At 62.7% G+C, this 13,008-nt stretch carries 12 protein-coding genes; 2 read left to right on the forward strand and 10 right to left on the reverse strand.

Going from position 1 to position 13,008, the window contains the following annotated elements; all coding sequences use genetic code 11:
- Window positions 1–3 precede the first annotated feature (3 nt).
- The 5 genes from AC07OJ_RS27070 to ctlX all read right to left on the reverse strand — a co-directional run bounded on the left by AC07OJ_RS27070 (window position 4) and on the right by ctlX (window position 4,727).
- Window positions 4–717 carry an ABC transporter permease gene (locus AC07OJ_RS27070; RefSeq protein ID WP_065903984.1) on the reverse strand — a complete coding sequence of 238 codons (714 nt, stop codon included), beginning with the start codon at window positions 715–717 and terminating at the stop codon, window positions 4–6.
- Entirely contained in the window at window positions 714–1,415 is a 702-nt protein-coding gene (locus tag AC07OJ_RS27075; protein WP_282398189.1) for an ABC transporter permease, read from the reverse strand. Before AC07OJ_RS27075 ends, AC07OJ_RS27070 begins: the two co-directional genes overlap by 4 nt.
- Before the next feature lie 170 nt (window positions 1,416–1,585).
- On the reverse strand, window positions 1,586–2,365 hold the full coding sequence (locus AC07OJ_RS27080) for an ABC transporter substrate-binding protein (RefSeq protein ID WP_106803317.1): 780 nt from the start codon (window positions 2,363–2,365) through the stop codon (window positions 1,586–1,588).
- Window positions 2,366–2,742: 377 nt separating this feature from the next.
- Entirely contained in the window at window positions 2,743–3,789 is a 1,047-nt protein-coding gene (gene ocd / locus AC07OJ_RS27085) for an ornithine cyclodeaminase (protein ID WP_495095550.1), read from the reverse strand.
- Window positions 3,790–3,800: 11 nt separating this feature from the next.
- Complete coding sequence (ctlX, locus tag AC07OJ_RS27090; RefSeq protein ID WP_065903973.1) at window positions 3,801–4,727, reverse strand: citrulline utilization hydrolase CtlX; 927 nt, start codon at window positions 4,725–4,727, stop codon at window positions 3,801–3,803.
- Window positions 4,728–5,011: 284 nt separating this feature from the next.
- On the opposite strand from ctlX, the gene AC07OJ_RS27095 reads away from it, so the two are divergent.
- Window positions 5,012–5,908, forward strand: coding sequence for a GNAT family acetyltransferase (locus AC07OJ_RS27095; protein WP_495095551.1), 897 nt, complete (start codon window positions 5,012–5,014; stop codon window positions 5,906–5,908).
- Between the two features lie 117 nt (window positions 5,909–6,025).
- Here AC07OJ_RS27095 and AC07OJ_RS27100 read toward each other — a convergent pair whose 3' ends face one another.
- The 5 genes from AC07OJ_RS27100 to AC07OJ_RS27120 all read right to left on the reverse strand — a co-directional run bounded on the left by AC07OJ_RS27100 (window position 6,026) and on the right by AC07OJ_RS27120 (window position 12,208).
- Window positions 6,026–7,045 (reverse strand): branched-chain amino acid aminotransferase, encoded by a 1,020-nt coding sequence (locus AC07OJ_RS27100; RefSeq protein WP_065903971.1) that lies wholly within the window; start codon window positions 7,043–7,045, stop codon window positions 6,026–6,028.
- Between the two features lie 226 nt (window positions 7,046–7,271).
- The gene (gene lpdA, locus AC07OJ_RS27105) at window positions 7,272–8,651 is read right to left on the reverse strand and encodes a dihydrolipoyl dehydrogenase (RefSeq protein WP_495095552.1); all 1,380 of its coding nucleotides are present in this window, start codon (window positions 8,649–8,651) and stop codon (window positions 7,272–7,274) included.
- 4 nt (window positions 8,652–8,655) lie between these two features.
- A complete protein-coding gene (locus tag AC07OJ_RS27110; protein ID WP_495095553.1) occupies window positions 8,656–9,912 on the reverse strand; it encodes a dihydrolipoamide acetyltransferase family protein in 1,257 nt (418 codons plus the stop codon).
- The gene (locus tag AC07OJ_RS27115) at window positions 9,913–10,971 is read right to left on the reverse strand and encodes an alpha-ketoacid dehydrogenase subunit beta (protein ID WP_065903963.1); all 1,059 of its coding nucleotides are present in this window, start codon (window positions 10,969–10,971) and stop codon (window positions 9,913–9,915) included. It lies immediately after the preceding gene.
- 1 nt (window position 10,972) lies between these two features.
- A complete protein-coding gene (locus AC07OJ_RS27120; protein WP_282397952.1) occupies window positions 10,973–12,208 on the reverse strand; it encodes a 3-methyl-2-oxobutanoate dehydrogenase (2-methylpropanoyl-transferring) subunit alpha in 1,236 nt (411 codons plus the stop codon).
- Between the two features lie 195 nt (window positions 12,209–12,403).
- Between AC07OJ_RS27120 and bkdR the strand changes: the two genes are divergently transcribed.
- Complete coding sequence (gene bkdR, locus AC07OJ_RS27125; RefSeq protein ID WP_017136255.1) at window positions 12,404–12,892, forward strand: Bkd operon transcriptional regulator BkdR; 489 nt, start codon at window positions 12,404–12,406, stop codon at window positions 12,890–12,892.
- The last annotated feature ends 116 nt before the right edge of the window (window positions 12,893–13,008 follow it).

Genomic DNA, 13,008 nt, shown 5'->3' on the forward strand with positions numbered 1-13,008 from the left:
GGGTTAGCCTCGGGTAGGAACAAGAAAACGCATCCAGCGACGTTCGGCCAGTCGGAACAGGCCCACCAGTGCAAAGGACAGCAGCATGTAGAGCAGGGCGGCGATGCCGAAGGCCTGGAACGTGAGGAACGTCTCGGCGTTGGCATCGCGGGCCACCTTGAGGATGTCGGCGACGGTGGCGGTGAACGCCAGCGACGTGGCGTGCAGCATCAGGATCATTTCGTTGCTGTAGGCCGGCAACGCACGACGCAAGGCGGCGGGGACCACCACAAACAGGTTGAGACGCCAGCCGTGCAGGCCGTAGGCGCGTGCGGCTTCGATTTCGCCATGGGGAATGTTGCGGATCGCGCCGGCGAAGATTTCCACGGTGTAAGCGCAGGTATTCAGTACGAACGCCAGCAAGGTGCAGTTGAGTGCGTTGCGGAAAAACTGGTTGAGCAGGGCGTTGTCCTGCACCACCTCCAGGCTGTACAGCCCGGTGTAGCAAATCAGCAGTTGGATATACAGCGGCGTGCCGCGAAACAGGTAGGTATAGACCTCCACCGGCCAGCGCAGCCAGAAGTGCTCCGAGACGCGCGCGAGTGCCAGCGGGATCGACAGGACGAAGCCGAACACCACCGAGATAATGAACAGCCACAGGGTCATGGCGACGCCGGACAGCCCAGCGCCATCGCTGAACAGATAGGCCAGGCCGTATTGCTGGAACAGTTCGATCATCGCGCCATCCCCTTGATGCCGAGGTTGTAGCGCCGCTCAAGGCGCTTGAAGATGCGGTTGGACAGGGTGGTGATCACCAGGTACACGAGGCCGGCGAGGATCAGGAAATACAGCGGCTCGTTGGTGGTCTTGCCAGCGTTTTGCGCGGCCTTGACCAGGTCTGACAGGCCGATGATCGACACCAGCGCGGTGGACTTGAGCAGCACCAGCCAGTTATTGCCCAGGCCCGGCAGGGCAAAGCGCATCAGTTGCGGGAACAGCACCAGGTGAAAGCGCTGCCAGCGGCTCAAGCCGTAGGCGGTGGCCGCTTCGAGTTGGCCGATCGGCACGCTGAGGATCGCACCGCGAAAGTTCTCGGTGAAATACGCGCCGTAGATAAAGCCCAGGGTGATCACCCCGGCGGTGAATGGGTCGATTTCAAAGTAATCCCAGCCGAACACTTCGCTGAGGTCGTTGAGCCACAGTTGCAGGCTGTAGAAGATCAGCAGGATCAGCACCAGGTCCGGCACGCTGCGGATCAGCGTGGTGTAGAGCGTGGCCGGCACCCTTAGCCATTTGGCGCTGGAGAGTTTGGCGCCAGCCGCGATCAGGCCGAGGGAGAGGCTCAGGGCCAGCGCGAGGAACGCCAGCTTGAGCGTCATCCAGGCGCCCTGGGCCAGCATCGGGCCGTAGCCTTGCAGGTTGAGGAGTTCGTTCATGGGAGAGTCTCTAAAGGGCGCAGACGACCCTTGTAGCAGCCGGCTGATGCGGGAGGAGGCTTGCCCCCGATAGCAGTGGGTCAGTCCATACCAGTGTCGACTGACACGCCGTCATCGGCGGTAAACCCCCTTGCGCACAAGCCAGGTCCTACAGGGGTGAGGCGTTGGCATCACTCGTTGTAGATGTCCTGGTCGCCGAAGTACTTCTTCTGGATCTTGGCGTAGGTGCCATCGGCCTGGACGGCGGCGATGCCTTTGTTGATCAGCTCGCGCAGCGCCTGGTCGTTCTTGCGCAGGCCCATGGCGATGTCCAGCGGCAGGGTCGGGTCCTTGAAGGCCGGGCCGGTCTTGAAGTCGGCGCCTTCAGGCTTGGACAGGAAGTTGAGCTGGGCTTCGAGCTTGTCGGTCAGGGTGGCATCGAGGCGGCCGTTCTGCAGGTCGGCGTAGTTTTGCTCCTGGGACTGGTACGCCTTGATCTGCGCACCCAGCTTGGCCAGGTGCGCGCGGGCATAGGCTTCCTGCAGCGAGCCTTGCAGCACGCCGACCTGCTTGCCGTTGAGGGATTGCGGGGTGTCACCAAAGTCGGCGTTTTTGCGGGTGATCACCGACGTTGGGCTGAGGAACAGCCGGTCGCTGAAGTCGATGACTTTCTCGCGTGCCGGGGTCACGGCCATGGACGACATGATGGCGTCGAATTTGCGCGCGCGCAGGGCCGGGATCATGCCGTCGAATTCGTTGTGCACCCAGGTGCATTTGACCTCGAGCTTGGCGCAGATGGCGTTGCCCAATTCGATGTCGAAGCCTTGCAGGCTGCCATCGGCGGCCACGGATTCGAAGGGGGGATACTCGGGGAATACGCCGAAGCGGATTTCTTGCCAATCCTGGGCGTGGGCAGCGGTTGCACACAGTGGCAACAGCAATGCAGCGAAAAGTGATCGCAGTGGAGTCATGTGTATTCCCTATATTTTGTAATTGATGTCAGGGCAGTAAACGGATCAAGCAATGTTTTCCAGGGTGCAGGGCTCTTCGTGGCGAGGGGGCTCGCCCCCCTTGGACTGCGCAGCAGTCCTCAATCCTGTCACCGCGTCTTTTGGGTCGTTCGTGTTGCATGTACGGGCAGCTTCACTGCCCGTGGCGGGCAACCCGCTCGGCACAGAGAATGCTTCATAGTGGTGCGTTTTTTGTGTCGTTTGGTTGGGGGTTAAAGCGCAAATTGCGCTGTTAAAACTGCCAATGCAGCGGAATCGGCTGCCGCACCCGCTGAATCGGCTTTTGACCCCCTCGATTCTGGCCTGCCCCCGGCGCAAAGCGGCAGGCCAGAGCGGTCTCAGGCGCGCTTTTTCTGCTGTACGCGGGGTTGTTGGGCCAAGCGCGCAAACAGGTCTTTCGGGTCGGCGAGGTCCGGTACCAGTTCCAGTTCGCTGCCCACGTCCAGCGCCTTGGCCACGTCCAGGACGTAGCGCAGGGCCGAGTAGTCTTCGATGGCAAAACCGACCGAATCGAACAGGGTTACCTGGCGCGCATTCTCGCGGCCGGGCTGTTGGCCGTTGATCACCTGCCACAGCTCGGTCACCGGCGAATCTTCCGGCATGTGCTGGATTTCACCTTCGATACGGCTTTGCGGTTCGTACTCGACGATCACGCGGGCGCGCTCGACGATACGTCGGTCCAGCTCGGTCTTGCCCGGGCAGTCGCCGCCCACGGCGTTGAGGTGCATGCCGGGTTCGATCATGTCATCGGTGAGGATGGTGGCGTAGGCCTTGTCGGCAGTGACGGTGGTGACGATGTCCGCACCCTTGACCGCTTCCGCCACGCTGCCGGCGAGGATCACTTTGATCGCCGGGAAGGCCTTGAGGTTGGCCGCCAGCTTGGTGGTGGCCTTGGGGTCGATATCGAACAGGCGGATTTCGTTGATGCCGAGCATGGCGTGGAAGGCCAGGGCCTGGAACTCACTTTGCGAGCCATTGCCGATCAACGCCATGCTGCGGCTGTTGTCGCGGGCCAGGTAGCGGGCGACCAGCGCCGACGTCGCGGCGGTACGGATTGCCGTGGTCAGGGTCATCTCCGCCAGCAGCACCGGCTTGCCGGTGTCGACGTCACCCAGGGCGCCGAAGGCCATGACGGTGAGCATCCCGGCCAGGGTGTTCTTCGGGTGGCCGTTGACGTACTTGAAGGCATACAGCGAGGCGTCCGAGACCGGCATCAGCTCGATCACACCGTCCGGCGAATGGTTGGCCAGGCGCGCGCATTTTTCAAAATCCTGCCAGCGCAGGTAGTCGGCGCGGATGTACTCGGCCATCTCGGTGATGCAGGTTTGCAGGCCTTTTTGCGAGACCAGGTAGCTGAGATCGTTGACGTCGATATAACGGGTCATGGCAAGACTCCTTATTGAAATGAGGGACGGGCCGGCAGATGCACTTCGGCCAGCATGCAGCGGGCACTGCCGCCGCCGATGCGTTCGATGTTGTCGATGTTCACCACCACCGGCCGGGTGTGGCGTTCCACGTGCGCACGCTGGGCCGGTTGCAGGGCACCCCAGGCGCTGGCCGACATCACCAGCAGCGGCTGGCCGTCGCGGTCGTGGACTTCAAGCATGTTGCCGGCGAAGGCTTCGAGCTGGTCGAAGTCGAGGGCGAGGATGTCTTTGCCGGTATCACGCAGGGAGCGTTCCAGGGCCTGGCGCTCGTCGGCATGGGGCAGGGCTTGCAGGCACACCACCGAGAGGTCGCGGCCGACGCTCATCATCACGTTGCTGTGGTAGATCGGCGCGTGGTGGCGGTCGACGGCGTGGAACACGCACAGTTGGTAGTCGAGGCGTTCGGCGAACTGGCGCAGGGCGTCGTGGTGGGTGCGCCCGGAGTGGCAGGCGTAGCTGATGCGATGCTGGCGGTCGAGCACCATGCTACCGGTGCCTTCGAGGAAGATGTTCTGTTGTTCGAGGTGACTCAGGTCGATGGTGTGCTTGATCGCAAAGCGCTGTTCCAGCACTTGCAGCACGCCTTTGTTGCGCTCCAGTCGTCGGTTCTGGCCTTCCATCGGGTACAGCACCAGGCTGCCGTCGGCGTGGCTGCTCCACCAGTTGTTGGGGAAAATCGAATCGGGAGTGTGGGGCGCGGGCGTGTCCTGCACCACCAGGACTTCCACGCCGTGCTGGCGCAGGGTGTCGACATAGCCATCGAACTCTTCCAGCGCTTTGTGCTGTGCACTGAGCGGGTCAAGGGGCGGGCGCTGGAAACGGTTGTTGATCGCGGTGTCCGGGTTGAAGGCAAAGCGCGCCGGGCGAATCATCAGGACGGTGTTGGTGGTTTGCATGGGTGCACGGATCCATGGGGTTGAGCAGTGGCGCTATTTTGTCGCTTGTGCGGGATGAATCCCGGCTGAAACGCAGGGGTGGCTCAGCCGGGAAAGCTGAAAAGGTGGGTAAGGCAGCCGAATCGGCTGTAAGGGTTGGAGGAGGGGCGAAAGGTGGGAGCGAGCTTGCTCGCGATAGGGTCTGTCACCACCGGATTGGGTAACTGACACTGCGCATTCGCGAGCAAGCCCGCTCCCACATTGGTATGGTGACGTCTGCCAAACCGCCGCAGCAAGGAGCAATTATGTCGACCGCTGTCCGTACTGCCCAACCCGCCGATGCCGAGGGAATCAGCCAGGTCATCCTGGCGGCCTTGCACAGCAGCAATGCGCGGGATTACCCCGCGGATGTGATTGCCCGGGTAGCGGCTAACTTCACCCCCGATGCAGTGCTGGCATTGCTGACGCGCCGGGTGGTGCTGGTGGCGGTGCAGGAACAGGTGATTGTCGCCACGGCCGCCCTGGACGCCAATGTGGTGCGCTCGGTGTTCGTCAATCCGGCGCTGCAAGGGCAGGGCATTGGCCGGCTGTTGATGATTGAAATCGAAGTGCGCGCGCGCGAGGCCGGGGTGACGGTGTTGAGTGTGCCGTCTTCGCTGACCGCCGAACCGTTCTATACCAAGCTGGGGTTTCAAACGGTCCGCGATGTTTACCACGGCAACGAGCGCACCTTGGTGATGGAGAAGACGCTGTTGTCGCGCCATCCCATCGGGCTTTATCGCGACCGCCAGCACCGGGCGCAGGTGGTGGCGTTGTGGCAGGAGGCAGTCGGGTATGACACCGCGCACAACCTGCCAACCCTGGCTATTGATAAGAAGCTGGCCGTCAACGATGGGCTGTTTTTCGTGGCAACGGATAAGAAGGTGGTGATCGGCACGATTCTGGCCGGCTACGACGGCCATCGCGGCTGGCTGTATTCGGTAGCCGTGCACGCTGACTATCGGCGTCATGGCCTGGGTTCCTCGCTGGTGCGCTATGCCGAGCAGGCATTGACGGCCCTGGGCTGCATGAAGATCAATCTGCAGGTCACCAGTGGCAACGAGGCGGTGGCGGGGTTCTACGAGGCGTTGGGGTATGGGGTGGAGGCGAGGATCAGCATGGGCAAGAAGATTGCCGCGAACATCCCCAAGAGCGAGGCATAAACCTGTCGGAGCCGGCTTGCCGGCGATGAGGCCCTTGAATCCAATGCGGTATTCAAGGTAGCCATCGCCGGCAAGCCGGCTCCTACAGATTCGTGTGGCTCAGCCGGGTGTGGGCTGTCAGACCTTGACGATCCAGCCCGCCGGGGCTTCGATGTCGCCGGTTTGCACGCCGGTCAGCTCTTTGTAGAGCTGCTGGGTGATCGGGCCGACTTCGGTTTCGCTGTGGAACACGTGCAGCTTGCCGTTGTACTGGATGCCGCCGATTGGCGAGATCACGGCGGCAGTGCCGCAGGCGCCGGCTTCCTTGAAGTCCGCCAGTTTGTCGATGAACACTTCGCCCTCGATCACTTCCAGGCCCAGGCGGGTCTTGGCCAGTTCGATCAACGACAGGCGGGTGATGCCTGGCAGCACCGAAGGCGACTTCGGCGTGATGAACTTGTTGTCGTGGGTGATCCCGAAGAAGTTCGCCGAGCCGACTTCCTCGATCTTCGAGTGGGTCATCGGGTCCAGGTAGATCGCGTCGGCGAAGCCGGATTTCTTCGCTTCGGAACCCGGCATCAGGCTGGCGGCGTAGTTGCCACCGACCTTGGCGGCACCGGTGCCCTGTGGCGCGGCGCGGTCGAAGGTGGAGATCTGGAAGTTGTGCGGCACCAGGCCGCCCTTGAAGTAGGCGCCGACCGGGATCGCGAACACCGAGAAGATGAACTCCGGCGCGGTACGCACGCCGATGTTGTCACCGGTGCCGATCACGAACGGGCGCAGGTACAGCGCGCCGCCACTGCCGTACGGCGGGATGAAGCGCTCGTTGGCCTTGACCACTTGTTTGCAGGCTTCAATGAAGTCTTCGGTCGACACATGTGGCATCAGCAGGCGGGCGCAGCTGCGTTGCATGCGGGCGGCGTTCTGGTCCGGGCGGAACAGGTTGATCGAGCCGTCCTTGCAACGGTAGGCCTTGAGGCCTTCGAAGCACTGCTGGCCATAGTGCAGGGCAGTGGAGCCCTCGCTGATGTGCAGCACGTTGTCGTCGGTCAGGGTGCCTTTTTGCCACTCACCGTCTTTCCAGACCTGGAGAAACCGTTTGTCGGTCTTGATGTAGTCAAAACCCAGCTTGTCCCAATTGATGCTTTCGTTACCCATGACACCCTCTATCTCTGGTCAACCGCCTGGTCGAAGGCAGGCTTGTCGGTTTTTTTCTGGATGGGCGCAACAATACTTCATTCTTGGCCGGTGTGGGAGCGGGTGGGCGGGCCATTCAGCAGCTGTATTGGCTGATCCACCGCTATCGCAGGCAAGCCAGCGCCCCCATTTGCAATGCATTTTACCTGTGGGAGCTGGCTTGCCTGCGATGGCCTCACCGCGGTTGTTAAAGGTGCAGCGCGTGGCCCAGGGCCCTTAAAGCGGCTTCCTGCACGGCTTCGCCGAGCGTCGGATGGGCGTGGATGGTGCCGGCCACGTCTTCCAGGCGCGCGCCCATTTCCAGGCTCAGGCCGAAGGCGGTGGACAGCTCGGACACGCCGACGCCCACGGCCTGCCAGCCGACGATCAGGTGATTGTCACGCCGCGCCACCACCCGCACGAAGCCGGTTTTCGACTCCAGGGTCATGGCCCGGCCATTCGCCGCGAACGGGAAACTCGACACGATGCAATCCAGTCCGGCCGCCTTGGCCTCGTCCGGCGTCTTGCCGACCACTACCAGCTCGGGATCGGTGAAACACACGGCCGGGATGGCCGCCGGGTTGAATTCGCGGGACTTGCCGCTGATCAGTTCGGCGACCATTTCACCCTGGGCCATGGCGCGGTGCGCGAGCATCGGTTCGCCGCTGAGGTCACCGATCGCCCACACATTGCGCATGCTGGTCTGGCAACGCCTGTCGATCTTGATCGCGGCGCCGTTCATTTCCAGGTTCAGTGCCTCGAGGTTCCAGCCCTGGGTGTTGGGTCTGCGACCCACGGCAACCAGTACCTGATCGGCGTCCAGCGACACGGTGTCGCCATTCGGATCACGGACCTGCAGGCTATTGTTGTCGAACCCGGTGACGCTGTGCTTGAGGTACAGCTTCACGCCCAGGTGCTTGAGGGATTCGGCCACCGGCTGGGTCAGCTCGGCGTCGTAGGCGGGCAGGATGCGGTCCTGGGCTTCGACGACGCTGACTTGCGCGCCAAGCTTGCGATAGGCAATCCCCAGTTCCAGGCCGATATAACCGCCACCGACCACGATCAGGCGCTTGGGCACGCGAGTTGGCGCCAGGGCTTCGGTGGAGGAAATGATCGGCCCGCCAATCGGCAACATCGGCAGGTTGACGCTTTTCGAACCGGTGGCCAGCAGCAGGTGCTCGCACTGGATGCGCTGGTCGCCGACGTCGACGGTCTTGCCGTCCACCACCTTGGCCCAGCCGTGGATCACCTGCACCTTGTGCTTCTTCAGCAGCGCGGCAACGCCGGTGGTCAGGCGGTCGACGATGCCATCTTTCCATTCCACGCTCTTGCGGATGTCCAGGGTTGGCACGTCCACTTCGATGCCCAGTTGCGAGCCTTGGCTGTGGTGGATGGTTTGCTGGAACTGTTCGGCCACATGGATCAGGGCCTTGGACGGGATGCAGCCGATGTTCAGGCAGGTGCCGCCCAGCGCCTGGCCTTCCACCAGGATGGTCGGGATGCCCAGCTGGCCAGCCCGGATTGCTGCCACATAACCGCCAGGTCCGCCGCCGATGATCAGCAGCGTGGTATTCAATGTCTGAGTCATGCCCTTACTCCAGGAACAGGCTGGCGGGTTGTTCGAGCAGGCCACGGATGGCCTGGATGAATTGCGCCGCGTCCATGCCATCGACCACGCGGTGATCGAAGGAGCTGGAGAGGTTCATCATCTTGCGCACCACGATCTGGCCCTTGATCACCATCGGCCGCTCAACGATACGGTTGACGCCGACGATGGCCACTTCGGGCAAGTTCAGCACCGGGGTGCTGACGATGCCGCCGAGCGCGCCCAGGCTGGTCAGGGTAATGGTCGAACCCGACAATTCATCGCGGCTGGCCTTGCCAGTGCGTGCGGCCGTGGCCAGGCGCGCGATTTCCTCGGCGTTGCCCCACAGGCTGCGGGCTTCGGCGTGTCGCACCACCGGTACCATCAGGCCGACGTCGCTCTGGGTGGCGACACCCACATGCACCGCGCCGAGCCGGGTGATGACCTGGGCTTCGTCGTCATAGCGCGCGTTGATCTGCGGGAAGTCGCGCAACGCCACGACCATCGCCCGCACGATAAACGGCAGCAGGGTCAGCTTGCCGCGGGTGGCGCCATGCTTCTCGTTGAGGTGCACGCGCAGCTCGTCGAGGGCGGTGACGTCGATCTCTTCCACGTAGCTGAAATGCGCGGCGCGCCGGGTAGCATCCTGCATGCGCTGGGCGATCTTGCGGCGCATGCCGATCACCGGGATCTGTTCTTCGCTGGTGCGTTCGGCGTAGGGGTTGGCGGCGCTGTGATGGTGCGCCGGGCGCTGCAGCAAGTACGCTTCCAGGTCTTCATGCAGAATGCGCCCCGCCGGGCCGGAGCCCTGGACCAGGCGCAGCTGGATCCCGGCATCCAGCGCATGCTTGCGCACGGCGGGGGAGGCCAGCGGGCGTTCGTCGGCTTCACGCGCCACGGGCGCCTGGGCCTTGATGACTGCCGGTGCCGGCTTGCTTTCAACCGGCGCCGGTTTGGCTTCGACCACGGCAGCGGCTTTCACCGGTTCACTTACCGCAGGCGCTTCCTTGGCGTTACCGGCGCCTTCGACTTCAATACTGATCAAGATACTGCCCACGGCCATGACTTCACCCGGCTCGCCGCCGAGTGCAATCACCTTGCCGTGCACCGGCGAGGGAATGTCCACCATCGCCTTGTCGGTCATTACATCTGCCAGCACCTGGTCTTCGACGACCATGTCGCCGACCTTCACGTGCCATACCGACAGTTCAACTTCCGCGATGCCTTCGCCAATGTCCGGCATCTTGATAACGTGCGTGCCCATTCAGACCTCCATGACCCGTTTCAACGCCGCGCCCACTCGGGACGGCCCTGGGAAATACGCCCACTCCTGCGCGTGCGGGTAGGGGGTGTCCCAACCGGTGACGCGTTCGATCGGCGCTTCCAGGTGATGGAAGCAATGCTCCTGCACCAGCGACACCAACTCGGCACCAAAGCCGCAGGTGCGGGTGGCTTCATGCACCACCACGCAACGGCCGGTCTTTTTCACCGACTTGACGATGGTTTCCAGGTCCAGTGGCCACAGGCTGCGTAGGTCGATGACTTCGGCATCGATGCCGGTTTCCTCGGCGGCGACTTGCGACACATACACGGTGGTGCCGTAGGTCAGCACCGTGACGGCCGAGCCCGGACGCACGATGGCGGCCACGTCCAGCGGAACGGTGTAGTAACCGTCCGGCACCTGCGCTTGCGGGTGCTTGGACCACGGCGTCACCGGGCGGTCGTGGTGGCCGTCGAACGGGCCGTTGTACAGGCGCTTGGGCTCGAGGAAGATCACCGGGTCATCGTTTTCGATCGAGGCGATCAGCAGGCCCTTGGCGTCATACGGGTTGGACGGCATCACGGTGCGCAGGCCGCAGACCTGGGTGAAGACCGCTTCGATACTCTGGCTGTGGGTCTGGCCGCCGTAGATGCCGCCGCCGCAAGGCATGCGCATGGTCAGCGGCGCAGTGAACTGGCCGGCCGAGCGATAACGCAGGCGGGCGGCTTCGGAGATGATCTGGTCGGTCGCCGGGTAGACATAGTCGGCGAACTGGATTTCTGCCACCGGACGCAGGCCATAGGCGCCCATGCCCACGGCCACGCCGATAATGCCGCTTTCGGAGATGGGCGCGTCGAACACCCGCGAACTGCCGTACTTGGTCTGCAAGCCTTCGGTGCAACGGAATACGCCGCCGAAGTAACCGACGTCCTGGCCGAATACCACCACATTGTCGTCACGCTCAAGCATCACATCCATGGCCGAGCGCAGGGCCTGGATCATGGTCATGGTGGTGGTGGTCATGGCGGTTTCCAATTCGATGCTGTTGTTGTGATCGTTCATGTCAGATCCCCAACTCTTGACGCTGGCGCTTCAAGTGCTCCGGCATCTCTTTATAGACGTCTTCGAACATGGTCGCGGCGCTTGGAATCTGGCCACCGGCCAGGGTGCCGTACTGTTCGGCTTCTTTCTGGGCCGCAATCACTTCAGCTTCCAGTTCAGCGCTGACCGCCGCGTGTTCCTCTTCGGACCACTGGCCAATCTTGATCAGGTGCTGCTTGAGACGGGCAATCGGGTCGCCCAGCGGGAAGTGGCTCCAGTCGTCGGCAGGCCGGTATTTGGACGGATCATCGGAGGTTGAGTGCGGACCGGCGCGGTAGGTGACCCATTCGATCAGGGTCGGGCCGAGGTTGCGGCGCGCACGCTCGGCGGCCCAGGCGGAGGCGGCGTACACCGCGATGAAATCGTTGCCGTCGACCCGCAGGGAGGCGATGCCGCAGCCCACGCCGCGTCCGGCGAAGGTGGTGGCTTCACCGCCGGCGATAGCCTGGAAGGTGGAGATCGCCCATTGGTTGTTGACCACGTTGAGGATCACCGGCGCGCGGTAGACGTGGGCGAAGGTGAGGGCGGTGTGGAAGTCCGATTCGGCCGTGGCGCCGTCGCCGATCCAGGCGGAGGCGATCTTGGTATCGCCCTTGATCGCCGAGGCCATGCCCCAGCCCACACCTTGTACGAATTGGGTGGCGAGGTTGCCGGAAATGGTGAAGAAACCCGCGTCCTTGACCGAGTACATGATCGGCAGCTGGCGGCCCTTGAGCGGGTCGCGCTCGTTGGACAGCAGTTGGCAGATCAGGTCCACCAACGGCACGTCGCGGGCCATCAGGATGCTTTGCTGGCGGTAGGTGGGGAAGCACATGTCGTCGATGTTCAAGGCCAGGGCCTGGGCGCTGCCGATGGCTTCTTCGCCAAGGCTTTGCATGTAGAACGACATTTTTTTCTGACGCTGGGCGACGACCATGCGGTTGTCGAAGATGCGCGTCTTGAGCATCGCGCGCATGCCTTTGCGCAGGATCTCCACCGGGACGCCTTCGGCCCACGGGCCCAGGGCCTGGCCCTGGTCGTCGAGGACGCGGATCAGGCCCTTGGCCAGATCGGCGGTGTCGGCGGGTTCTATGTCGATGGCGGGTTTGCGCACCAGGCCGGCGTCGGTCAGGCGCAGGTAGGTAAAGTCGGTCTTGCAGCCGGGGCGGCCTGAGGGTTCAGGCACGTGCAGGCGCAGTGGTTCGTACTGCTGGGTCATGGCTTTCTACGCTCTATCTTGTGAATTTCTTGTAGTGGGCGCGCTAGCTGACAGTCAGTCTTCGGGTAGAAGAAATCTTGTCCTACAACAATCATAGGCGTGGCGTAGAAGAATATTTATCTGTGTTTCATTGCGCTCGGGATCATTTGCGGATAAAAAAACTGCATAAACATAATAAACAGGTGATTTTGTCTCATGCGCAAACTGGACCGTACCGATATCGGCATTCTCAACGCCCTGCAGGAGAATGCGCGGATCACCAACGCCGACCTCGCCCGCTCGGTCAACCTGTCGCCGACGCCGTGTTTCAACCGGGTCAAGGCGATGGAGGAACTTGGGCTGATTCGTGACCAGGTCACGCTGCTCGATGCCGACCTGCTGGGGCTGCACGTCAACGTGTTCATCCATGTGAGCCTGGAAAAGCAGAACGAACTGGCGTTGCAGCAGTTCGAGGGAGCGATTTCCGACCGTCCCGAGGTGATGGAGTGCTACCTGATGGCCGGCGACCCGGACTACCTGATCCGCGTGCTGGTGCCGACGATCCAGTCGCTGGAGCGCTTCATGATGGATTTCCTGACCAAGGTGCCGGGCGTGGCCAACATCCGCTCCAGCTTTGCGCTCAAGCAAGTGCGCTACAAAACCGCGCTGCCGCTGCCGGCCAATGGCATCAGCCTCGGTTCCTGACACAACCGCGGACAAATGTGGGAGCTGGCTTGCCTGCGAAAGCGGTGGATCAGTCGCCGAATGCACCACCTGACGGATCGCCTTCGCGAGCAAGCCCGCTCCCACAGGGGATTGGG

The sequence above is a fragment of the Pseudomonas sp. GW821-FHT09C08 genome, from assembly GCF_059418125.1.

Coding starts and splice junctions, on each gene's coding strand:
- AC07OJ_RS27070 (WP_065903984.1), bottom strand. CDS start 717: ATGATCGAACTGTTCCAGCAATACGGCCTGGCCTATCTGTTCAGCGAT.
- AC07OJ_RS27075 (WP_282398189.1), bottom strand. CDS start 1,415: ATGAACGAACTCCTCAACCTGCAAGGCTACGGCCCGATGCTGGCCCAG.
- AC07OJ_RS27080 (WP_106803317.1), bottom strand. CDS start 2,365: ATGACTCCACTGCGATCACTTTTCGCTGCATTGCTGTTGCCACTGTGT.
- ocd (WP_495095550.1), bottom strand. CDS start 3,789: ATGACCCGTTATATCGACGTCAACGATCTCAGCTACCTGGTCTCGCAA.
- ctlX (WP_065903973.1), bottom strand. CDS start 4,727: ATGCAAACCACCAACACCGTCCTGATGATTCGCCCGGCGCGCTTTGCC.
- AC07OJ_RS27095 (WP_495095551.1), top strand. CDS start 5,012: ATGTCGACCGCTGTCCGTACTGCCCAACCCGCCGATGCCGAGGGAATC.
- AC07OJ_RS27100 (WP_065903971.1), bottom strand. CDS start 7,045: ATGGGTAACGAAAGCATCAATTGGGACAAGCTGGGTTTTGACTACATC.
- lpdA (WP_495095552.1), bottom strand. CDS start 8,651: ATGACTCAGACATTGAATACCACGCTGCTGATCATCGGCGGCGGACCT.
- AC07OJ_RS27110 (WP_495095553.1), bottom strand. CDS start 9,912: ATGGGCACGCACGTTATCAAGATGCCGGACATTGGCGAAGGCATCGCG.
- AC07OJ_RS27115 (WP_065903963.1), bottom strand. CDS start 10,971: ATGAACGATCACAACAACAGCATCGAATTGGAAACCGCCATGACCACC.
- AC07OJ_RS27120 (WP_282397952.1), bottom strand. CDS start 12,208: ATGACCCAGCAGTACGAACCACTGCGCCTGCACGTGCCTGAACCCTCA.
- bkdR (WP_017136255.1), top strand. CDS start 12,404: ATGCGCAAACTGGACCGTACCGATATCGGCATTCTCAACGCCCTGCAG.